17 protein-coding genes are annotated in these 20,834 nt (G+C 72.2%); 6 read left to right on the top strand and 11 right to left on the bottom strand.

Going from position 1 to position 20,834, the window contains the following annotated elements:
- The first annotated feature begins 102 nt into the window (after nt 1-102).
- Nucleotides 103-318, top strand: coding sequence for a hypothetical protein (locus tag M8H82_RS10960; RefSeq protein ID WP_250072661.1), 216 nt, complete (start codon nt 103-105; stop codon nt 316-318).
- Nucleotides 319-337: 19 nt separating this feature from the next.
- Here M8H82_RS10960 and M8H82_RS10955 read toward each other — a convergent pair whose 3' ends face one another.
- Nucleotides 338-2,101, bottom strand: coding sequence for a serine hydrolase (locus M8H82_RS10955; RefSeq protein ID WP_250072660.1), 1,764 nt, complete (start codon nt 2,099-2,101; stop codon nt 338-340).
- 168 nt (nt 2,102-2,269) lie between these two features.
- Between M8H82_RS10955 and M8H82_RS10950 the strand changes: the two genes are divergently transcribed.
- Both M8H82_RS10950 and M8H82_RS10945 read left to right on the top strand, forming a co-directional pair.
- Nucleotides 2,270-3,379 carry a nitronate monooxygenase family protein gene (locus tag M8H82_RS10950; protein WP_250072659.1) on the top strand — a complete coding sequence of 370 codons (1,110 nt, stop codon included), beginning with the start codon at nt 2,270-2,272 and terminating at the stop codon, nt 3,377-3,379.
- A complete protein-coding gene (locus tag M8H82_RS10945) occupies nt 3,376-4,929 on the top strand; it encodes an acyl-CoA synthetase (RefSeq protein WP_250072658.1) in 1,554 nt (517 codons plus the stop codon). Before M8H82_RS10950 ends, M8H82_RS10945 begins: the two co-directional genes overlap by 4 nt.
- Before the next feature lie 36 nt (nt 4,930-4,965).
- Here M8H82_RS10945 and M8H82_RS10940 read toward each other — a convergent pair whose 3' ends face one another.
- Both M8H82_RS10940 and M8H82_RS10935 read right to left on the bottom strand, forming a co-directional pair.
- The gene (locus M8H82_RS10940) at nt 4,966-5,418 is read right to left on the bottom strand and encodes a hypothetical protein (protein ID WP_250072657.1); all 453 of its coding nucleotides are present in this window, start codon (nt 5,416-5,418) and stop codon (nt 4,966-4,968) included.
- A gap of 167 nt (nt 5,419-5,585) precedes the next feature.
- Nucleotides 5,586-7,994, bottom strand: coding sequence for a penicillin acylase family protein (locus M8H82_RS10935; RefSeq protein ID WP_250072655.1), 2,409 nt, complete (start codon nt 7,992-7,994; stop codon nt 5,586-5,588).
- Nucleotides 7,995-8,116: 122 nt separating this feature from the next.
- Here M8H82_RS10935 and M8H82_RS10930 point away from each other — a divergent pair, with 122 nt between their 5' ends.
- Together M8H82_RS10930 and M8H82_RS10925 are read left to right on the top strand one after the other, a co-directional pair.
- A complete protein-coding gene (locus tag M8H82_RS10930) occupies nt 8,117-9,616 on the top strand; it encodes an acyl-CoA synthetase (RefSeq protein ID WP_250072652.1) in 1,500 nt (499 codons plus the stop codon).
- Between the two features lie 10 nt (nt 9,617-9,626).
- Complete coding sequence (locus M8H82_RS10925; protein WP_250072650.1) at nt 9,627-10,475, top strand: alpha/beta fold hydrolase; 849 nt, start codon at nt 9,627-9,629, stop codon at nt 10,473-10,475.
- Nucleotides 10,476-10,499: 24 nt separating this feature from the next.
- Here the strand turns inward: M8H82_RS10925 and M8H82_RS10920 are convergent, their stop codons facing one another.
- The 4 genes from M8H82_RS10920 to M8H82_RS10905 form a co-directional block, all read right to left on the bottom strand.
- Nucleotides 10,500-12,227 carry a sulfatase gene (locus M8H82_RS10920; RefSeq protein ID WP_250072648.1) on the bottom strand — a complete coding sequence of 576 codons (1,728 nt, stop codon included), beginning with the start codon at nt 12,225-12,227 and terminating at the stop codon, nt 10,500-10,502.
- 131 nt (nt 12,228-12,358) lie between these two features.
- Nucleotides 12,359-12,778, bottom strand: coding sequence for a hypothetical protein (locus M8H82_RS10915; RefSeq protein ID WP_250072646.1), 420 nt, complete (start codon nt 12,776-12,778; stop codon nt 12,359-12,361).
- Between the two features lie 31 nt (nt 12,779-12,809).
- Nucleotides 12,810-13,286 (bottom strand): SHOCT domain-containing protein, encoded by a 477-nt coding sequence (locus M8H82_RS10910; RefSeq protein WP_250072643.1) that lies wholly within the window; start codon nt 13,284-13,286, stop codon nt 12,810-12,812.
- 77 nt (nt 13,287-13,363) lie between these two features.
- Nucleotides 13,364-13,990 carry an HdeD family acid-resistance protein gene (locus tag M8H82_RS10905; RefSeq protein ID WP_374211651.1) on the bottom strand — a complete coding sequence of 209 codons (627 nt, stop codon included), beginning with the start codon at nt 13,988-13,990 and terminating at the stop codon, nt 13,364-13,366.
- A 156-nt stretch (nt 13,991-14,146) separates the two neighbouring features.
- Between M8H82_RS10905 and M8H82_RS10900 the strand changes: the two genes are divergently transcribed.
- Nucleotides 14,147-15,541: a DUF2252 domain-containing protein gene (locus M8H82_RS10900; RefSeq protein WP_250072642.1), complete on the top strand. Its 1,395-nt coding sequence runs from the start codon at nt 14,147-14,149 to the stop codon at nt 15,539-15,541.
- Nucleotides 15,542-15,556: 15 nt separating this feature from the next.
- Here M8H82_RS10900 and M8H82_RS10895 read toward each other — a convergent pair whose 3' ends face one another.
- From M8H82_RS10895 to M8H82_RS10880, 4 genes are all read right to left on the bottom strand, one after another.
- The gene (locus tag M8H82_RS10895; protein ID WP_250072641.1) at nt 15,557-15,754 is read right to left on the bottom strand and encodes a hypothetical protein; all 198 of its coding nucleotides are present in this window, start codon (nt 15,752-15,754) and stop codon (nt 15,557-15,559) included.
- 115 nt (nt 15,755-15,869) lie between these two features.
- Nucleotides 15,870-16,373: a hypothetical protein gene (locus tag M8H82_RS10890; RefSeq protein ID WP_250072639.1), complete on the bottom strand. Its 504-nt coding sequence runs from the start codon at nt 16,371-16,373 to the stop codon at nt 15,870-15,872.
- On the bottom strand, nt 16,370-17,968 hold the full coding sequence (locus M8H82_RS10885) for an MFS transporter (protein WP_250072636.1): 1,599 nt from the start codon (nt 17,966-17,968) through the stop codon (nt 16,370-16,372). The genes M8H82_RS10890 and M8H82_RS10885 overlap by 4 nt, the downstream gene beginning before the upstream one ends.
- 133 nt (nt 17,969-18,101) lie before the next feature.
- On the bottom strand, nt 18,102-20,753 hold the full coding sequence (locus tag M8H82_RS10880; protein WP_250072633.1) for a LuxR C-terminal-related transcriptional regulator: 2,652 nt from the start codon (nt 20,751-20,753) through the stop codon (nt 18,102-18,104).
- Between the last annotated feature and the right edge of the window lie 81 nt (nt 20,754-20,834).

The raw sequence follows: 20,834 nt of genomic DNA, 5'->3' as shown, positions 1-20,834 counted from the left end.
GGCCGCCGTACCGAGGCGGTCGATGCGGCCGGGGTGCCCGTGCACCCGGCGATCGGAGCAGCACATGGTGCGCCCCGGCCGCCCTGCCCGCACGCTGGCCTCATGGCCACCGATCACCCCGTCGCAGTCCTCCCGCCCACCGCGGACGGCGGCCGGCGCGTCCGCATCGACGGCCGGTACGTCGGGATCGCCTACCGGCTGCTCGACGTGACGGCGTTCCTCCAGGAGGCCGGGCTGCAGGACTGGGACGAGATGGACGTGGTGCAGTCCTCGCTGATCGACTGGCAGGGCGGCGGTCCGGAGGTGTGGGAGGGCTGAGACGGCGTCTGCAGGCCCGTCAGTCCTGCGAGGCCGTCCAGCCGGCTGCCGTGATGCGGGCCGCGTCCGCCGGGCGCGCCTCGTCGAACAGGACCCCGTCCGGGTCCGCGACCCGCAGTCCGTCCACATAAGCGCCCCGGCCCACGTACAGCCGGTCCGTGGCGTACCGCCAGCGCAGGGCGAGCTGCCGCGCGGCCGGGAGGTCCGCCGCCAGGCGGTGCCAGACGCGGCCCGACCAGCCGGTGACCGTACCCGCCGGACGCTCCTGCGGCTCCCCGCCGGGGCGGGCGGTGGTGAACGGCACCGGCCGCCAGGTCGTCCCGCCGTCCTCGCTGGCCTCCAGCACGAGGACGTCCGCCTGCGGCTCGGTGTCCCACCACAGGGCGCAGCGCAGCCGGGCCCCGCCCGCCGAGGTGTCCAGCGCGGGCAGCGCCAGGGTGGCGGTGGCCGAGGCCGCCATGCCGGAGAACCAGGCGGTACGGCCATGACGCGGGCGGACCGGGACGGCCCGCGCCAGGTTGTTGGCGGCGGCCACCCGGGGCGCGGAGCCGGAACGCCAACTGCGCACGGGATGGACCGAGTTGCCGAGTACCACCAGGAACGAGTCGGTCGTCGGGTCGAGGACCAGCGAGGTGCCGGTGAACCCGGTGTGGCCCGCGGTGCGCGGCGTGGCCATCGCGCCCATGTACCAGTGCTGGTAGAGCTCGAAGCCGAGCCCGTGCTCGTCGCCGGGGAAGGCGGTGTTGAAGTCGGTGAACATCAGCTCCACCGACTCCGGTTCGAGGATCCGCGTCCTGCCGTACGTGCCGCCGTTGAGCAGCGTCCGGCCGAGCACCGCCAGGTCCCAGGCGCAGGAGAAGACGCCCGCGTGCCCGGCGACCCCGCCGAGGCCGAAGGCGTTCTCGTCGTGCACCTCGCCCCACACCAGCCCCCGGTCGAGCCCCGACCAGGGCTTGCGGGCGTCCTCCGTGGCGGCGATCCGGGGCTTCCAGGAGGCGGGCGGGTTGTAGCGGGTGCCGTCCATGCCGAGCGGTCCGGTGATGTCCTCGTGGAGCAGGACGTCCAGCGGGCGGCCGGTGATCTCCTCCAGGACCAGCTGGAGCGAGATGAGGTTCAGGTCGGAGTAGAGGTAGCGGGTGCCCGGCGGGTTCAGCGGGGTCTCGTTCCAGATGAGCCGGAGCTTGTCCTCGTGGGTGGGCGCGTTGTAGAGCGGGATCCAGGCGCGGAAGCCCGAGGTGTGGGTGAGCAGGTGCCGGACGGTCATCCCGCTCTTGCCCGCCGCTCCGAACTCCGGCAGGTAGGAGGCCACCTTCGCCTCCAGCTCCAGCGCGCCCCGCTCGATCTGCTGCACGGCGAGCATCGAGGTGAACAGCTTGGACACCGAGGCGAGGTCGAAGACGGTGTCCTCGGCCATCGGGATCTGCCGGTCGGGCGGGAACTCGACGCCGGTGTCGGTCTTCTCGTCGTACGCGGAGTAGCGCACCGCCATCCCGATCGGCTCGTGCAATGCCACGGTGCCGCCCCGCCCGGCGAGCAGCACGGCGCCCGCGTACCAGGGGTGCTTGGGGGAGGGGTCGAGGAACGCCCTGGCGTCGGCGACGAGTTGACGGAGGTGGGCGGGGAGGAGTCCGGCCCGCTCGGCCGAGCCGTACCGCAGGGTGCTGCGGCCGGTCGACGCGGCCGCCGGGCCCGCGGGGAAGGGAGCGAGGGCCAGGGCGCCGCCCAGCGCCACTGCTCTTCGGGCCAGCTGACGCCGGGTCAGGCCGTGTCGGTCGTCGGTCATCGGGTTCCTCCCGCGGGGCCGCCTGAAAGTATCTTTCCGGGATCACCGTGCGCGCTGAAACTTTCGTGTCAGACGGGGGTCGTGTCAACCAGGCGTTCGGCGCAATAAATCTGACAGACCATCAGGAAACCTCTTCCGTCCTCCGGAGGACTCCGGCATCCTGCGCCCATGCAGACGGAGCTGAGCAACCAGCTGGGAGTCGAGCACGCCGTCTTCGGGTTCACGCCGTTCCCCGCCGTCGCCGCGGCCATCAGCCGGGCCGGCGGCTTCGGAGTGCTCGGCGCGGTCCGCTACACCGCCCCCGACGAGCTCAAACGCGACCTGGACTGGATAGAGGAGCACGTCGACGGCAAGCCCTACGGGCTGGACGTCGTCATGCCCGCGAAGAAGGTGGAAGGCGTCACGGAGGCCGACGTCGAGGCGATGATCCCGGAGGAGCACCGCGCGTTCGTCCAGGACACCCTCGCCAAGTACGGGGTGCCCGAACTCGCCGACGGAGAGGCGTCCGGCTGGCGGATCACCGGCTGGATGGAGCAGGTCGCCCGCACCCAGCTCGACGTCGCCTTCGACTACCCGATCGCCCTGCTCGCCAACGCCCTCGGCTCACCGCCCGCGGACGTCGTGGACCGCGCCCACGACCAGGACGTCCTCGTCGCCGCCCTCGCGGGCAGCGCCCGGCACGCCCGCAAGCACCAGGAGGCGGGCATCGACATCGTGGTCGCCCAGGGCTACGAGGCCGGCGGCCACACCGGCGAGATCGCCTCCATGGTGCTCACCCCCGAGGTCGTCGAGGCCGTCGCCCCGCTGCCCGTGCTGGCCGCCGGCGGAATCGGCAGCGGGGAGCAGGCCGCCGCGGCACTCGCCCTCGGCGCCCAGGGCGTATGGCTGGGCTCCCTGTGGCTGACCACCACGGAGGCCGACCTGCACTCGCGGGCGCTGACCCGCAAGCTCCTCGCCGCGGGCTCCGGGGACACCGTCCGCTCCCGCGCCCTCACCGGCAAACCGGCCCGCCAGCTGCGCACCGAATGGACCGACGCCTGGGACGACCCGGCCGGACCCGGCACCCTCCCGATGCCCCTCCAAGGGCTCCTCGTGGCCGACGCGGTCTCCCGCATCCAGCGGTACGAGGTCGAACCGCTGCTCGGCACGCCCGTCGGCCAGATCGTCGGCCGGATGAACAGCGAACGCAGCGTCCAGACCGTCTTCGACGACCTCACCCGGGGTTTCGAACGGGCGGTGGACCGCATCAACCGCATCGCCGGAAGGAGCGGCCAGTGACCGGCACACCGCCCGTGGGCTTCTGGGCCCAGGCGACCCAGGACCCCGACCGCACGGTTCTCGTCGCCCCGGACGGCGAGGAGTGGACCGCGGGACGACTGCACTCCGACGCCAACCGCCTCGTCCACGGCCTGCGGGTCGCGGGGCTCGAACGCGGTGACGCCTTCGCGGTCGTCCTGCCGAACGGCGTCGCCTTACTCACCGCGTATCTCGCCGCCAGCCAGGCCGGGTTCTACCTCGTGCCGGTCAACCACCACTTCGTGGGCCCGGAGATCGCCTGGATCGTCGCCGACTCCGGCGCCAAGGTGCTGATCGCCCACGAACGGTTCGCCGGACCCGTCCGCCGGGCCGCCGACGAGGCCGGGCTCCCGGCCACCCACCGGTACGCCGTCGGCACGGTCGAGGGATTCCGGCCGTACGCCGAACTCCTCGACGGCCGACCGGACTCACCGCCCGCCGACCGCACCCTCGGCTGGGTCATGAACTACACCTCGGGCACCACCGGACGCCCGCGCGGCATCCGCCGCCCCCTGCCCGGCAAGCTCCCCGAGGAGGCCTACCTCGGCGGCTTCCTCGGCATCTTCGGCATCAAGCCCTACGACGGCAATGTGCACCTCGTCTGCTCCCCGCTGTACCACACGGCGGTCCTGCAGTTCGCGGGCGCGTCCCTGCACATCGGCCACCGGCTGGTGCTGATGGACAAGTGGACCCCGGAGGAGATGCTCCGCCTGATGGACACCCACCGGTGCACGCACACCCACATGGTGCCCACCCAGTTCCACCGCCTGCTGGCCCTGCCCGACCCGGTGAGGGCCCGCTACGACGTCTCCGCGATGCGGCACGCCATCCACGGCGCCGCCCCCTGCCCCGACCATGTGAAACGGGCGATGATCGACTGGTGGGGGCACTGCGTGGAGGAGTACTACGCGGCCAGCGAGGGCGGCGGCGCCTTCGCCACGGCGGAGGACTGGCTGAAGAAGCCCGGCACCGTGGGCAAGGCCTGGCCCATCAGCGAACTGGCCGTCTTCGACGACGACGGCAACCGCCTCCCACCGGGCGAACTGGGCACCGTCTACATGAAGATGACCACCGGAGGCTTCGCCTACCACAAGGACGAACAGAAGACGAGGAAGAACCGCATCGGCGACTTCTTCACGGTGGGAGACCTCGGCTACCTGGACGAGGACGGCTACCTCTTCCTCCGCGACCGCAAGATCGACATGATCATCTCCGGCGGGGTGAACATCTACCCGGCCGAAATCGAGTCAGCCCTCCTCGCCCACCCCGCCGTCGCGGACGCGGCCGTCTTCGGCGTACCGCACGACGACTGGGGCGAGGAGGTCAAGGCGGTGATCGAACCGGCCCCGGGCCACGAACCCGGCCCCGACCTCGCCGCGACCCTCCTCACCCACTGCGCCGACCGCCTCGCCGCCTACAAACGCCCCAAGTCCATCGACTTCACCCCGGACATGCCCCGCGACCCGAACGGCAAGCTGTACAAGCGCAGACTGCGGGACCCGTACTGGGAGGGGCGGACACGGGCGGTGTGATGCCCCAGCCGCGAGCCGGACACTCACCTGCCCGGCTCACAGGGCGTCGATCTGCCAAGCGACCACGCCGGTTGCTCCTTCGGCGCCGACCACGTCGATCCGAACGAACTCACCACCGGTGATCCGCTGCCGCACCACTGACTCATCGCATGGCACCGACGCCTCCGCAGCAGCCCGCGCGGGCACGAACGCCAGCCGCGCGGTGCCAGTGCCGACACACACCAGGGTGAGCCGATAGTCCTTGCCCTCGCTGAGCCCGGGCTCGGTATGGATGCCGTCCCTGACCCGCTCCACGCCGGCCTCGACCATCGTCCCGCCACGGACAGCGGCGATGGCCGCTTGCGCCCGCTCGGTGAGTTCCCGCTCCGACGGCCCGGCCGCAGTCGACGTCGGCCGCGGGTCAGCGGTGTCCTCCCCACTGCCGGAGGCCGTGCACGACGTGAGCAGGAGGGCCGACGACACCGCGGCGCATGCGGCGAGGCGGGACACCCGATGTGTAGGGCAAGTGCGTGACAACGAGATGTTCAATTCTCTCCGAGGAACCTGAAGTCCACGTGGTCGGCGGTCGCCGCCTTCCACGGGACGGCGAATCGCCGCAGCCCCGCCCAAGCGGTACTGCGGCGGCTCACTTTACGGCCGGGTGCGGTCAGGCACCGTCACCGGCGTTCCCGTGCCACCACCCACCGCAGCTCCGGCGACGTCAGGATGTCCTTCTCGCAGAAGCGGGACGTCACCCACTTCTCGGCCGAGAACAGCTTCGTCTGGTCGCTGAAGTGCGGCGAGTTCGGGTTCGAGGACTGGGAGTAGGACAGCAGCGTGCGGGCCACCGGGCAGCGGGTGCCGTTCCAGCCGACCGCCTGGATGTAGCTGGAGCCGGTCGACACCTCCGTGTAGCCGCCCTTCGCCGGGTCCCACACCGGCTCGATCTTGTTCCAGATGCCCAGGGACTCGGTGCCGCCGGGGACGGGGATGCGCTGGCCGTGCCGTACGACGAACTGGTGGTCCCCGAGGGGGGAGTCCAGCGCGACGCCCGCCGCGCGGAGCTCGGCGACCGCGTCCGCCAGGGCCGTGGCGAAGCCCGGTGCCGCTGTGTTGAGGGTGTTCGGGGTGGACACCGGGTCGGACGCCGAGAACGGCACCTTCCACAGCTGGGCCGACGGGACCGTGGCCGTCAGCTTGCGCCAGAAGCGGTCGAAGAGCAGGGCGCCCCGGCTCCCGGCGTCCGTGGTGCGGTCCCAGGCAGCCAGCACCGCGCAGGCGGCCGAGACGTCAACCGCCTTGCCGTCACTCCCCGTTCCCGTGCCGCCGGGCAGGGCCGCACAGGCCGCCGCCGCGTCCTTCGCGGCCAGGTCGCCAGCGGGCGCCCGGTTGGCGAACTGCTGGTCCTGAAGCTCGCGCACGGTCAGCTTGCCGCGGTCCGCCAGCGCCGTGACGTCCTCGATCGCGCCACGCGTCCGCATCGAGCGCTGCGTGCCGATCGTGCCGAAGACCCGCTCATAGCCCGTCAGCGGGCGGTCCGCGTTGGACAGCCAGGCGCTGTCGTTGGAGTTCTCCGCGTACGGCGCGTCCGTGAGCGTCGGCAGCTTCGCGGGTCCGAAGATCCCCGGCTGCCGGGCGTCGGGGTCGGCGCCGAGGGCGCAGGCGCCGCGCGAGCCGTCGAGGATCGCAAGACCCGAGGAGGGGTAGGTGACCTTGCCGAGCGGGGTGGAGCAGCTCTGCGCCAGTTCGTCGGTGATCCGGGGGAGCACCTGCGACTGGGTGAAGAGCGTGTGGCCGGAGGAGTCCGCGGCGATGGTGTTCACCCAGGGCAGACCCTGGGTGCGCCGCAAGGTGCCCAGGATGTCCGCGGTGCCGCGGGACTTGCTGAAGCCGAGCGCGGTGTCGGAGCCGCGCAGGTTGACGGCGTTGGGGTCGTTGACGGCGTACGCCGTCGAGGCCGTCCACGGCAGTGGCAGCGCGGCGCCGAGCGAGGTGACGACCGGCCCGTACCGCGTCCACCACTGCGTCCGCGTCACCGGGGCGCCGTCCTTGACCGCCACCGTGACCGTGCGCTCGGTCATGCGCTCCGGCTTCCCGTCGACGAGGTACACCGTCGGATCCGCCGGATCCAGCGTCAACTGGTGCAGGTTGAGCGGCACACCGGTCGCGACGGTGTGGCTCCAGGCCACGTGGGCGTTGTGGCCTATGGAGATCGTCGCGCTGCCGAGCAGCGAACCGCCCGCCACGTTCAGCTCGCCCGGAATGGTCTGCTGCGACTGCCAGAAGCGGCGGCCGCCCTGCCACGGGTAGTGCGGGTTGCCCAGCAGCAGCCCGCGGCCGTTCGCGGTCGTGGCGCCGCCGAAGGCGACGGCGTTGGAGCCCATGTCGGCGGTGTCGGCGGCGAGGAGCTCCCGCGCGGCGCGGGCGGTGTCCTCGGCGCCGGGTGCCGGTGCCGCCGTGCCCGTCGGCGGCTGCGCGGCCGTGATGCCGTCCACCGCCCGGCCCTGACCGCCCAGCACCGACAGGGCGAAACCGCGCGTGGCCACGTCGAGCGTGGTGACCGGGCGCACCCACGCGGCGTCCTTGCACGCCGGATCGGTGATCCGGTTCTGCCGCAGCCAGGCGTTGTACCCGGCCGCGAAGCCCCGCATCATCTCCTCCACCTGACGGCTGGGCCCGCGCGGCGCCGGTTCGGCGAGGAGCTTCTCGACCGTCTTCGCCTCCCGTACGCCACGGAAGTACAGGTCGCTGGAGAGGTTCCTGGTCGCCGAGGACAGCGAGGAATCGGTCGCCGCGTCGGGGCCGAAGAAGCGGGAGCGCTCGCCGCGCACGGTCACGAAACCGTCGGCGAGCGTGCACACCTGGTCGGCGGCCTGCGCCCATCCGGTGCCGAAACCGAGGTTCGCGTAATCCTTCGCGAGAATGTGCGGAATGCCGTACTCGGTGTAGCGGATCACGGCCGACAGGCCGCCGTGCGAAGGGTGGTCACGCCGGTCCTGACGGTCGGCCGCGGCCGCCGGCAGTGTGGCCGTGGCGGTGAGCAGGGCCAGGGCCGCGACGGCGAGCCGTCTCGGGCGGATGCGCATCGAGCCTCCCAACATCTTCGGGGGAAGGGGCGGTTGAGCGTACCAACCGGTATGTGTCCATGGAACGTGCCGGACGCCGGGTGTCTTGACCTCCTTTCGGCGGGGGCCGAGGATCACCTGTCATGACGCCCGGACACGGCAGCACGGTCGACGGGGTGCTGCGGCGCAGCGCCCGCCGCACCCCGGCACGCGTCGCGGTGGAGTACCGCGACCGGACATGGACGTACGAGGAGTTCGACGCGGCGGTCTCCCGCGCGGCGAGCGTCCTGCTCGACCAGGGCCTCGCACCCGGCGACCGGGTCGGCGCCTACGGCCACAACTCCGACGCCTATCTCCTCGGCTTCCTCGCCTGCGCCCGCGCGGGGCTGGTCCATGTGCCGGTCAACCAGAACCTCACCGGCGACGACCTGGCCTATCTGGTCGGACAGTCCGGCAGCACGCTCGTCCTCACCGACCCGGACCTGGCGGACCGACTGCCCGACGGCGTACGGACGTTGACCCTGCGTGACGCCGAAGGGTCCCTGCTGGACCTGCTGGCCTCGGCCCCCGCCCACGACGGCCCCGAGCCGCGCAGCGAGGACCTGGTGCAGCTGCTGTACACCTCCGGGACGACCGACCTGCCCAAGGGCGCGATGATGACGCACCGGGCCCTGGTGCACGAGTACCTGAGCGCCATCACCGCGCTCGACCTGGGCGCCGGGGACCGGCCCGCGCACTCCCTGCCGCTGTACCACTCGGCGCAGATGCACGTCTTCCTGCTGCCGTATCTCGCGGTCGGTGCCCGCAACATCATCCTGGACGCGCCCGACGGCGACCGGCTCTTCGACCTGATCGAAGCCGGCCGCGTGGACAGCCTGTTCGCGCCGCCCACGGTCTGGATCGGCCTGGCCAACCGCCCCGACTTCGGCACCCGCGACCTCGGCGGTCTGCGCAAGGCGTATTACGGCGCCTCGATCATGCCGGTGCCCGTGCTGGAGCGGCTGCGTGAGCGGCTGCCGGAGCTGGCCTTCTACAACTGCTTCGGCCAGAGCGAGATCGGCCCGCTGGCGACCGTCCTCGCCCCCGACGAGCACGACGGGCGGATGGATTCCTGCGGCCGGCCGGTGCTCTTCGTCGACGCGCGCGTGGTCGACGAGGACGGCAAGGACGTGCCCGACGGCACGTCCGGCGAGATCGTCTACCGCTCCCCGCAGCTGTGCGAGGGGTACTGGGACAAGCCCGAGGAGACCGCCGAGGCCTTCCGCCACGGCTGGTTCCACTCCGGGGACCTGGCGGTGAAGGACGCCCAGGGCTACTTCACGATCGTCGACCGGGTGAAGGACGTCATCAACTCCGGTGGGGTGCTGGTCGCTTCGCGCCAGGTCGAGGACGCGCTCTACACGCACCCGGCGGTGGCCGAGGTCGCGGTGGTAGGGCTGCCCGACGAGCGGTGGATCGAGGCGGTCACCGCCGTCGTCGTCCGGCGCGGCGAGGTCACCGAGGCCGAACTGATCGACCACGCCCGGGAGAAGCTCGCGCACTTCAAGGCGCCCAAGCGGGTCGTCTTCGTGGACACGCTGCCCCGCAACGCCAGCGGCAAGATCCTCAAAAGGGAGCTGCGGGACCGGTTCGCCGGCTCCTAGGATCGACGCCGTGCCGATCCTCACCGCCTCCGACGGAACCCGCCTCGCGTATCACCGGCAAGGCGAGGGCGAACCGCTCCTCGTCCTGCCCGGCGGGCCGATGCGCGCCTCCTCCTACCTCGGTGACCTGGGCGGACTGACCGCCGGGCGACAGGTCGTCCGGCTCGATCTGCGCGGCACCGGGGACTCGGACGTCCCGGCGGATCCGGCGACGTACCGCTGCGACCGGCTCGTGGACGACGTGGAGGCGCTCCGGGCCCACCTGGGCCTGGACCGGATCGACCTGATGGGCCACTCCGCGGGCGGCAGCCTCGCCATGCTCTACGCGGCCCGCCACCCGGAGCGGATCCGGCGGCTGCTGCTGGTCACCCCCAACCCATGGGCCCTCGGCACCCCGGCGGCGCCCGAGGACCGCCTCGCGGCCGCGCGGCTGCGCAAGGGGGAGCCGTGGTTCGAGGAGGCGTTCCCGGCCCTGGAGAACTGGCTCAACGGCACCGGGGACTTCACACCCGAACTCTTGCCCTTCTTCTACGGCCGCTGGGACCGGGCCGCCCAGGAGCACGACGCCCGCGCGGACGAGGAGTGCAACGACGAGGCCGCCGAGGTGTTCGGCTCCGAGGGTGCCTACGACCCACCCGCCACCCGGGCCGCCCTCTCCCGTCTGCCCGCGCCCGTCCTCGTCCTGGCCGGCGAGCTCGACGGCGCCCCGAACCCCGCCCTGGCCCACCGCACCGCGGACGTCTTCCCGCACGCCGAGGCGGCGGTCCAGCCCGGCGCCGGCCACTTCCCGTGGCTGGACGACCCGAAGTGGTTCGCGCGGTGCGTCGGAGGGTTCCTGGACGGGGCGGCTCGGTCGTAGGGCGCCGCCCCGGATGCGGAACCGTCAGCGTCCCGGAGCCGTTCGCGGACCGTACGCCGTCAGGAACCGGTCCCGGAACGTGTGCATGCCCCACTGCGGGGCGTCGTCGGCCGGCTTGAGGCCGTCCGTCCAGCCCCAGTCGGAGATCCGGTCCAGGACCTTCGGGTCGCGGGCGACGATCGTCACGGGGACGTCCTTGCTGCGGCTGCCCGCGGTGACCGTCGGCACCGGCTGGTGGTCGCCGAGGAAGACCAGGACCGTGTCGTCGTCGCCGTAGCGCTCGACGTACTCGACGAGGCTGCGCAGCGAGTACTCGATGGCGTTGGCGTACTCGGCGCGGACGCTGTCGGGGTTCTTCCAGACCTCCTTGGGGTCCTTGCCCTCCTCCTTGATCCGGTGGAAGACCGAGCCGTCGCCGAGGTCCTCCCAGTCGATCATGCGGGCCACCGGTGCCCAGGGGTTGTGGCTGGAGGCCAGGATGATCTCGGCCATGATCGGCTCGCGGTCCTTCCTGCCGTGCTCGAGCCGCTCGAACGCCTCCAGGCTGAACTGGTCCGGCACGGGCGTCCAGCTGAAGTAGGGGCCGTGGTAGCCGAGCTGCTCGGAGTCGTAGATCTGGTCCAGGGCGAAGAACTTCCCCTCCGGCCAGGCCCTGCGCACGCCGGGCACGATGCCCACGGTGCGCCACGCGCCGGTCTTGCGGAAGTAGCTGCCCAGCGTCGCGCGGTCGCTGGTGGTCAGACTCCGGTACCGCTGCTGGTTCTTGATCCACAGTCCGGACAGGAAGGTGGAGTGCGCGAGCCAGCTGCCCGCACCCGTCACCGGGGACCGGAGCCAGGCGCTGCGCGAGGCGAATCCGGCGTTCTCCAGCCTGTCGGTGCCCTCGTCGAGCACCGTGTCGATCTGTCCTGCCATCGCCGGGTCGTCGATGGCGACCCGGCCGTAGCTCTCGACGAAGGTGAACAGCACGTCCTTGCCGCGCAGTCCGGTCAGCAACCGGTCCGGCGGGGTGTCCGCGAAGGCGTCGACGGCCGCCTGCTTCTCGAACACCTCCGCGTCCCGCAGCCCCGCCCGGACCTGCTCGACGCGGTTGTCGACGTAATCGGCGTTGATCTTCGAGGCGACGGGCACCTCGGCGACCTGCACGCCCAGCGTGACGCAGGTGATCCACGCGGTGCCGAGAATCAGCGTCGTACGGGCGGCGACCGGGCGGTGACGGACCATCAGGTCGGTCAGTCGTACGGCGGCCAGCGTCGTCGCGATCAGGATGATCACGAGGAGTACCAACACCCCTGTCACGGCCAGCACTTGGCCCGTCCGTCCGAACGACTCCCGCAGGAAGTCCGTCGCGTCGTCGAGCAGGATCCAGTCCAGGACCAGGTCGAAGGGGCGGGCCAGGACCTGGTGGAAGCCCATGTCCAGGAACTTCAGGACGGTCAGCACACCGAGGAGCGCGCCCGTGGCGATCGCCGTGATCCGCCGTGGCCGCGGCGGCAGCGAGAGCAGCAGCCCGGCGAGGAGGATCCCCTCGGCGGGGATGCGCAGGAACGCGCCGAACGACAGCCGTTCGACGCGGTTGGGCAGCAGGAGCGCGAACAGGACAAGGGCCGCCGCCAGCACGGTGGTCGTCACGGTGACGCCCCGGGCCGCCCGTGGATGCCGTTGCCGCCATCCACGCGGCCCGGGGCGCGTGCCCTCGGCCTCGTCGTCCTCCGTTTCGGCGTCCGGCAGTTGACCCGTGACTTGCGACACCCGCGATCCCTTCCCTGCGTCCCGTCACCATGCGTACGGCCGGCTGTCGTCCTGCGTTCACAGGAAAAGCCGGTCGAACGCACACGGTACGCGGGTGCCGGGCAGGTCAGGGGGCGTCGTTGTCGTGTAGGTCAGGGGAGGGAGCGGCCGGGCCGCTCCACGCACAGCGCCCAGATGATGAGCGTGGACACCCCGATCAGCACGACCGACCACACCGGGTAGTACGGCAGGGACAGGAAGTTGGCGATGATGACGAGCGCGCCGATCGCCACGCCCGAGACGCGGGCCCAGGTCGCCTCGGAGAACAGGCCGAGGGCGACGATCACGGCGATCGCGCCCAGGATCAGATGGATCCAGCCCCAGCTGGTCAGGTCGAACTGGAAGATGTAGTCGGGGGTGGAGACGAAGACGTCGTCCTCGGCGATCGCCATGATGCCCCGCGTGATGGCCAGCACGCCGGCGATCATCAGCATCACGGCGGCGAAGGCTGTCAGGCCCTCGGCCCAGGTCTGCTTCGCCGTGGGGGGACGTGCGCTCTGTGTCGTAGCCATGCCGCTTGCCTCTCGTGTCGTGCGTCCGGTCTCAGCCGACGGTGGGGGGAGTGGCGGAGGCCGGCTGCTTGCGGGCGCCGACGGGGCCGTAGTCGGTGAAGATCAGCTGCTTGGCCCGCTGGAACTCTTCCTCCGTGATGTGGCCGCTCTCCTTCAGCCGCGACAGCTTGGCCAGTTCGTCGGCGCTGCTGGGGTGGCCGCCGGCGGACGCCGTCTCCCGGACGTAGGAGTCGAACGCCTCCTGCTGCGCGCGTGCCTGCGCGATCTCCCTGCGTCCCATGTTCTTGCCCCGGGCGATCACGTAGACGAACACGCCGAGGAAGGGCAGCAGGATCACGAAGGCGAGCCAGCCCGCCTTGGCCCAGCCGCTCATCGCGTCGTCGCGGAAGATGTCCACGATGATCCTGAAGAGCAGGACGAACCACAGGATCCACAGGAAGAACCAGAGCATCGCCCAGAACGCCCCCAGCAGGGGGAAGTCGTACGCGAGGTACATCGCTGAGTTCATGTCGTCGCCTCCGTCCGGGCCGAGGCCCGACAGTCGTTGTTCGTTGTCAGCGTGCGTACGGCGAGGGCGGCACCGCTTCACCCTCCGGGGGTGACCCGGCGGGCGGCCGACCGCCAGGCGAGGGCGACCGCGAGCTCCATCACGCCGAGCAGCACCAGCCACAGGCCCAGCAGCCTGGTCAGGGCCACCGCCGACTCACTCGGCAGGGCCAGCACGACGATGCCCGCCACGATGGCGAGCAGTGCGGCACCGAGGACGACTCCCCGGTGCGGCAGACCGCGCGTGGCGAGGGCCGCGTAGGCCGTCAGGAGCCCGGACACCAGCCACACGATGCCGACGATCAAGGACAGGGCGGCGATGGTCTGCAGCGGGTTCCGCATGCACAGCACGCCGGCCAGCACGTACAGCACCGCGATCAGCAGTCCGGGGACCCGCTCGCCGCGTTCCTGCCCGAAGACCGCCACGAACCGGAAGCCGCCCGTCACCAGCAGGTACAGGCCGAAAAGGACGGCGACGACCTGCAAGGTGGCGTCCGGCCAGACGAGCAGCAGGATGCCGGGCACCAAGGTGGCCAGGGCCGCGCCCAGCATCCAGGTCCAGGAGCTGCCGAGGCGGCCGAGGACGTCCTCGGGGTCGCCGGGGACCGGCCCGCCGGGTGGCTGCCCGGTCCCGGGCGGCTGTGCCGCCGCAGGAGATTCGGTCATGACTCCTCCTCGCCCCGACGGGACGGATGTGCGGAGTTCGCACGGGCCCAGCGTCGCGCGTCCGGCCTCGGACCGGATCACCCGTCAAGGGTGATCCCGGCGCACCCGGCGGCGGCAACAGTGGATCGGGCACGCGGCGCGAACCAGGAGGCGGTCATGACCTCGAGGAGCTTCTTGACAGCCGGCGAACGGGCGGCCCTCGGCAAGAAGGCGCGCTCCCGCGTGCCGCGCACGGCCCAGGCCCGGTTCGAACCGAACATGTGGCGCCCCGATCCGGTCGACGTGATCGAGGCCCAGTCGGCCACCCGGCTGACGGAGCTGGTGCCGATCCGCTACGGCCGCATGACCGAGTCGCCGTTCCGCTTCTACCGCGGCGCGGCGGCCATCATGGCGCGGGACCTCGGCGCCGCTGCGAACACCGGGCTCACCGTGCAGCTCTGCGGAGACGCCCATCTGCTGAACTTCCGGCTGCTGGCCTCGCCGGAGCGCCATCTGGTCTTCGACATCAACGACTTCGACGAGACCCTGGCCGGGCCCTTCGAATGGGACGTCAAACGACTGGCCGCCAGCTTCGTCATCGCCGCGCGCGCCAACGGCTTCACGGCCGCGGAGCAGGACAGCGCGGTACAGGCCTGCGTACGGGCCTACCGGCTGCGGATGCGGGAGTTCGCCGGGATGCGCACCCTGGACATCTGGTACGCCCAGGACGACGCCGACCGGATGAGGGAACTGCTGGCCTCGGCCATGGACAAGAAGGCCAGGCGGCGCATCGCGCACGCCACGGCGAAGGCCCGCGGCCGCACGTACATGCAAGCCTTCGACCAGCTGACCCGGAGCACCCCCGAAGGACGCCGGATCGCGCCGGACCCCCCGCTGATCACTCCCCTCGCCGATCTCGCCGACCCGGGCGCGGGCGGGCAGGAGAGGGAACTGGTGGCGCTGGTGGAGCAGTACACGAGCAGCCTGCCCGCCGAGCGACGCCACCTGATGAACCACTTCCGGCTGGTCGACATGGCCCGCAAGGTGGTCGGCGTCGGCAGTGTCGGCACCCGCTGCTGGATCATGCTCCTGCTCGGCAGGGACGACGACGATCCCCTGCTGCTCCAGGCCAAGGAGGCCCAGCGGTCGGTCCTCGCGCCCCACACGGGCGGCGACGACTACGGCAACCAGGGCCGCCGGGTGGTCAGCGGGCAGCGGCTCATGCAGACCGCCGGCGACATCTTCCTGGGCTGGACGCATGTGGTCGGCCTCGACGGCCGAGGGCGGGACTTCTACGTACGGCAGCTGCGGGACTGGAAGGGCATCGCACATCCCGACACCATGGGGCCGCGGCTGCTCGATCTCTTCGCCGAGGTGTGCGGGTCCTCCCTGGCCCGCGCGCACGCCCGCTCCGGCGACCCCGTCGCCATCTCGGCCTACCTCGGTAAGAGCGACCGCTTCGAACGCGCCCTCACCGATTTCGCCCAGAGCTACGCGGACCAGAACGAGCGGGACTTCGAGACTCTGGTCGCGGCCGTCCACTCCGGCCGGGTCACCGCCCGGGCTCTGTGAGCCGCGCCGACCGCCTCACTCGGGCTGCCGGCGCATCTCCACGATCCGCAGGCCCAGGGATTGGCAGCGGGCCACCAGGCCGTAGAGATGCGCCTCGTCGACCACCGGGCCGAACAGGATGGTCTGCCCGGCCATCACCACATGGTCCAGCTCCGGGAAGGACTGGACGAGCGTGTCCGACATCTGCCCGTCGACGCGGATCTCATAGCGCATGGCCGTTCTCCCGCAGGAGGCGTGGAGCGGGCGTACTGGGACCCCGCACCTCGATACTCAGGTCCCCGGCGCCCCTCGTCCTCACCCGGCACAGGTGATACCGGACGAAGGCGCCTCAGTGCTTCACGAAGAGCTTGACGGCGATGATCAGCAGACCGAGCAGCAGATTGATCGACGCGGTGACGATCACCAGCCGGGTGGAGGCTCCGGCCTGCCGGGCCCCTCGCACCGACCAGCCCACCTGCCCCACCACGGCGACGCAGAGGGCCAGCCAGATGGTGCCCCGCATGTCCAGACGGAGCAGCGGGGAGAGGGCGATGGCGAGGACGGGAGGCAGGACGGCCCGCAGGATGGGCCATTCCTCGCGGCACACGCCCAGCACTTCCCGGCGGTTCAGGGCCCGGTCCGCCAACCGTTCCCCGAACAGCTTGGCGTGCACGTGCGCGAGCCAGAACACCGTTCCCGTCAGCAACAGCAGCGCGATCAGCTCCGCCCGGGGGAAGTCGCCGAGGGAACCGGCGCCGAGGATGACGGAGGCGGCGAGCAGTGATCCGTAGACGCCTCCGGTGAAATCGGCGCGGGCCCGCTGCTCCGCCCCGGCCTGCCCCGGCCGCCTCATCGAACTGTCTCCGGCTGCCGTGCGGAAGCGGTGCGCCCCGGCAGCGCGGGGGTGATGAGGAAGCTGGCCAGGGTGATCCCGCCGGCCGCGAGGATGGCCGCCTTCAGGCCCTTCAGCTGCGCCGAGGCGTAGGAGTCGACGACGGCGTCCACTTCGGCGGGCGGCAGCCCTGCCCGCTCGGCCGCGGTGCGCACCTGATCGGTGGGGACGAAGGAGACCCCGGCCTCCAGGGCGACGCTCGTCTGCTGCCGTGCCTGCTCCGACAACCGCTGGTCGTCCTCGACGTGGCCGGTGAAGGCGTGCGCCAGCGCACCGATCAGCAGCGACCCGATCAGAGCGGTCCCCAGCGCCGACCCCAGGTTCTGGGCGGTGTACTGCAGCCCGCCGACCTCGCTGCGCTCCTCCTCGGTGGCACCGGACTGGACGACGTTGCCGAGCTGCGAGACCAGCAGACCCATGCCGAGGCCCAACAGGGCCATGGCTGCGGCGAACTGGGCGTCGTCGATCTTCGGATCGATGGTGGCCAGCAGCCAGACGATGGCCGCCGCCAGGGTCAGCAGTGCCACCCGGACGAGCGTGCGCGGCGCGACCTGGCGCGCGAACCGGGAGGCGCCCAGGGAGGCGACGAGCATGGTGACCGAGACCGGCAGCAGCCGCAGCCCGGTCTCGAAGGCGTCGAAGCCCTGGACCACCTGGAGATAGAGCGGGATGGCGAAGAACAGTCCGAGCAGGATGAGGTTCTGGCTGAGCATGGTCAGCAACCCGGCCCGCAGGGCGGGCCGCTCCAGCAAAGCCAGGTGCACCAGCGGATCCCGGCGCTGTGCGGCGCGCCGGTGCTCCCAGCGGACGAAGGCGGCCAGGACGAGGGCCGAGGCCCCGATGACGAACATCGTCGGAGCGAAGCCGAACACCGTGAACGGCGGGTTCCTGGGCTCGACCCAGCCCCAGGTACCGCTCTGCAGCACGGCCAGGACGCCGAGCGCGAGGCCGCTCGCGGACAGTGCCGCGCCCACGGCGTCCATCCTGGGCCGGGGACCCGTCCGGGGAGCCTCCTTGATCATCCCGCGGCACAGCAGCATGGCCACGACGAGCACGACCTCACCGGCGAAGACCAGCCGCCAGGAGAGATACGTCGTCACCCAGCCGCCCAGCAGCGGGCCCACCGCGATGCCCGCACCGGCGAGCCCGCCGATGACGCCGTAGGCGACGGCGCGCTCCCGGTCCCGGTAGGTCTCCGCGACCAGCGCGGCCATGGCCGGCAGCACCATGGCCGCGCCGAGCCCTTCGATGACCGACCAGCCGAGCGCCAGTACGCCCAGGGTCGGTGCCACCGCGGTGAGGCCCGATCCGACGCCGTAGACCGTCAGCCCCAGCAGGAACAGTTTGCGGCGTCCCAGGATGTCGCCGAGTTTGGCGCCCACGGCCATGAACGCGGCCATCATCAGCGCGTACAGCGTGATGACGCCCTGGATGGCCGTGACCTCGGTGTCGAAGTCCTCGACCAGCTGACTGATCGAGACGTTCATGACGGAGGTGTCCAGGACCATCAGGAACTGGGCCGTGCCGAGCACCATCAGAGGCCGCCAATGCGCCACGGAGCCACCTCGCAGAACTCGGCCCGGGACGCCGGTGGGGGCGGCCGGGCAGCGGCCTCGGCTGCGCGGCCGCCTCCTCCATGTCACCGGACACGTCCGCGCCGCGCCTCACCCGCCACGGGGGAGGCAACGGTCACATCAGCCCCAGCTGCCGGGCCCGCCGTACCGCGTCGGTGCGCCGGTTCACGGCCAGCTTGCGGAAGACGCCCTTCAGATGGGTCTTGACCGTGTTCACGGAGACGAAGAGGTCCGCGGCGATCTCCTCGGTGGACATCATCTGCGCGAGCCGCACCAGGACGTCGTGCTCGCGGGCGCTGAGTTCCTCCACGACGAGCGGGCCGCTCGCCTCGGCCACGTTCCGGCCCCGCAGCAGCCAGCCCTCGGCCAGTGCCTCCGGCCCGCCGGCGCCGAGCATCCGCAGGACCCAGGGCCCGGCGTCCAGGAACGGCCTGCGCAGCCGCTCACCGCGGGCGTCCAGCAGCGCCCGGGTGACCAGGCGCCGCGCGGTCTCCGGGTCCCCTGCCAGGTCGCAGGCCCGGGCGCGCAGCAGCAGCGCCGGCACGGTGACGGCGGGACCGGCCCCCTCGTCGGGGGGCAGGGCGTCGAGCAGGTCGATCGCCGGGCCGGGGTGTCCCGCCGCGAGCAGGGCCCGTGCGGCATCCACCGTGCAGGCGGCCGGCCCGTCCGGCGCATCGAGCAGCACGTGGACGGCCGCCTCGGGGTGTCCCTCGGCCAGCTGCGCGGCGCAGGCGAGGGCGGCGGCATGGCCCTGCTCCCAGGGGGAGACCGCTTCGGCGCGGACGGTGGGCCGGGCCGCGGCGACGGCGGCGGGCGGATCCCCTTGCGCGAGGCGCAGCCGGGCCGTGACCAGGGCACGGGTCGCGGCAGTCACCGGGTCGTCCGGCCCCGTCCGCGCGGGCGCGGCCGTCTCGTCGAGCAGGCGCTGCGCCGACTCGAGTTCATCGCGCTCGACGGCCACCGCGGCCCGGACGAGGTGTCCCACCGCCGAGCCTGCCGAGAGAGGCAGCCCGTACCGTTCGGTCTCGGTGAGCGCGGCGAGCGCCTTGCTCTCGGCCCGGTCGAGCCAGCCGTCCAGGTAGTCGATGAGCGCGAGGTGGCTCAGGCTCTCCTGCCGGGGCAGTGCCGTCGCGGTGCCGGCGGGACCCGCGACGACGGCGTTCAGGGCCTCCCGCGCCTCCTGGAACCGTCCGGCCCACAGCAGGGTCGCGCCCAGGTGGGTCAGCAGCAGGGCGTCGAGCTCGGGATGCTGTTCGAGGAGCCGGGCGGGCACCTGCGGGTGGAGGGTCCGGGCCGACCGGGCCGCCTTCTCCGCCCGGGCCGGGGCGCCGGTCAGCCGGGCCGCGTGGGCTTCCAGGAGCGCGCAGCCGAGCTGGGCGGCGGCGGGGTCGGACGCCTCGTCGGCCAGGGTCCGCTCGGCGTGGTGCAGATGGACCAGGGCGCGGTCGACGTCGTGGCGGGTGAGGGCGAGGGCCGCCCGGACGAGTTCGGCGGCAGGGGTCGTTGTCTCGGGGGTCATACGGGAGAACAGCCCGGCCAGGCCATCGGCGCGCAGGCCCGTGAAGAGCTGCCCGATGGCCAGGTCGTCGACCAAGGCGCCGGCGGTGAACTCCCAGTCGCCCGCGGCGGCACCGTGGCACAGCGCCTCCGGAAGGTATCCGGCGTGCTGCAGCCACTGTGCCGCCCGGCGGTGCAGGCGGGGGCGCAGACCGGGCCGGGTCACCTCCAGGTGGGCCCGCAGGATCTCGCCGAACAGGGGGTGCAGCCGGTACCAGGAGTGCCCGAGCGCTTCGACGAAGGCGTTCTGGCGGCGCAGCCCGTCCAGGACGGTTTCGGCGTCGGGGCGGCCCGTGAGGGCGTTCGCCAGGGCGGGGGAGAACCGTTCCAGGACGCTGACGCGCAGCAGCAGATCCTGGGTCTCGGCAGGCTGCCGCTTGAGGACCTCGTCGAGCAGATAGTCGGCGACCGTGCTCTGGCCGGCCTCGAACTCCTTGAGGTAGACCTCGGCGTCGTCGGCCTCCTGCGCGGCCAGGGCACACAGCCGCAGGCCCGCCGCCCAGCCCCCGGTCCGCTCCACCAGCGCCCCGGCGGCGTCCACGGACAGCTCGAGACCGTGCAGGGAGAGCAGGCCGACCGCCTCCTCGGGTGTGAAGGCCAGTTCGGCGTTGCGGATCTCCGTGAGGGTCCCGGCCGCGCGGTGCCGGTGCAGGGGCAGCAGGGGCTCGGTGCGAGTGACGAGCACCAGGCGCAGGCCCGGCCCGGCGTTCTGGAGGACGAACTCCACCTGCTCGCTGACGACGGGGCCGGTCACCCGGTCGTATTCGTCGAGCACGACGACCACGGGTCGCCGCCGGGCCGCGAGGCCGAAGCCGAGCCGGGCCAGCAGCTTGCGGTCCACGCGGTGCGCGTCGGCAGGGAAGCCCACCTCGGCGGGGTCGACCAGCCCCTGGTGGTGCAGGGCCTCCAGCACACACGCCCAGAACAGCCCGGGGGTCTGCCCCGCGTCGGCGGTGAGCCAGACGACCGGTTCGTCCAGGCTCGCGGCCCAGTCGGCGACCAGCAGGGTCTTGCCCGCCCCCGCCGCTCCGTTGACCATGGTCAGCGGCGTCGTCCGGCCCAGGTCGAGATGGCGTCGCAGACGCCCGCGGTGCTGGAAGGTGGCGGGTCTGGCCGGGATGGCGAACCGCCCGGGCAGCCGGGGGGCGCCCAGCGGATGGGCGCCCGCGCTCGGCGTGACCGCCGGCGCGCTCGGTTCGACCGCGGCCATGCCGACCACCACCATCCGTCAGGACATGGTCTGTGTTCCTTTCAACAGAATCCCAGCTTTCCGGCAGGTCGGCATGTGCGG

The organism is Streptomyces sp. YS415 (assembly GCF_023544665.1).
In the GTDB taxonomy this organism is placed as follows: Bacteria; Actinomycetota; Actinomycetes; order Streptomycetales; family Streptomycetaceae; genus Streptomyces.
Note: the sequence above shows the minus strand (reverse complement) of the source record. Positions and strands in the feature narration are given on the sequence as shown.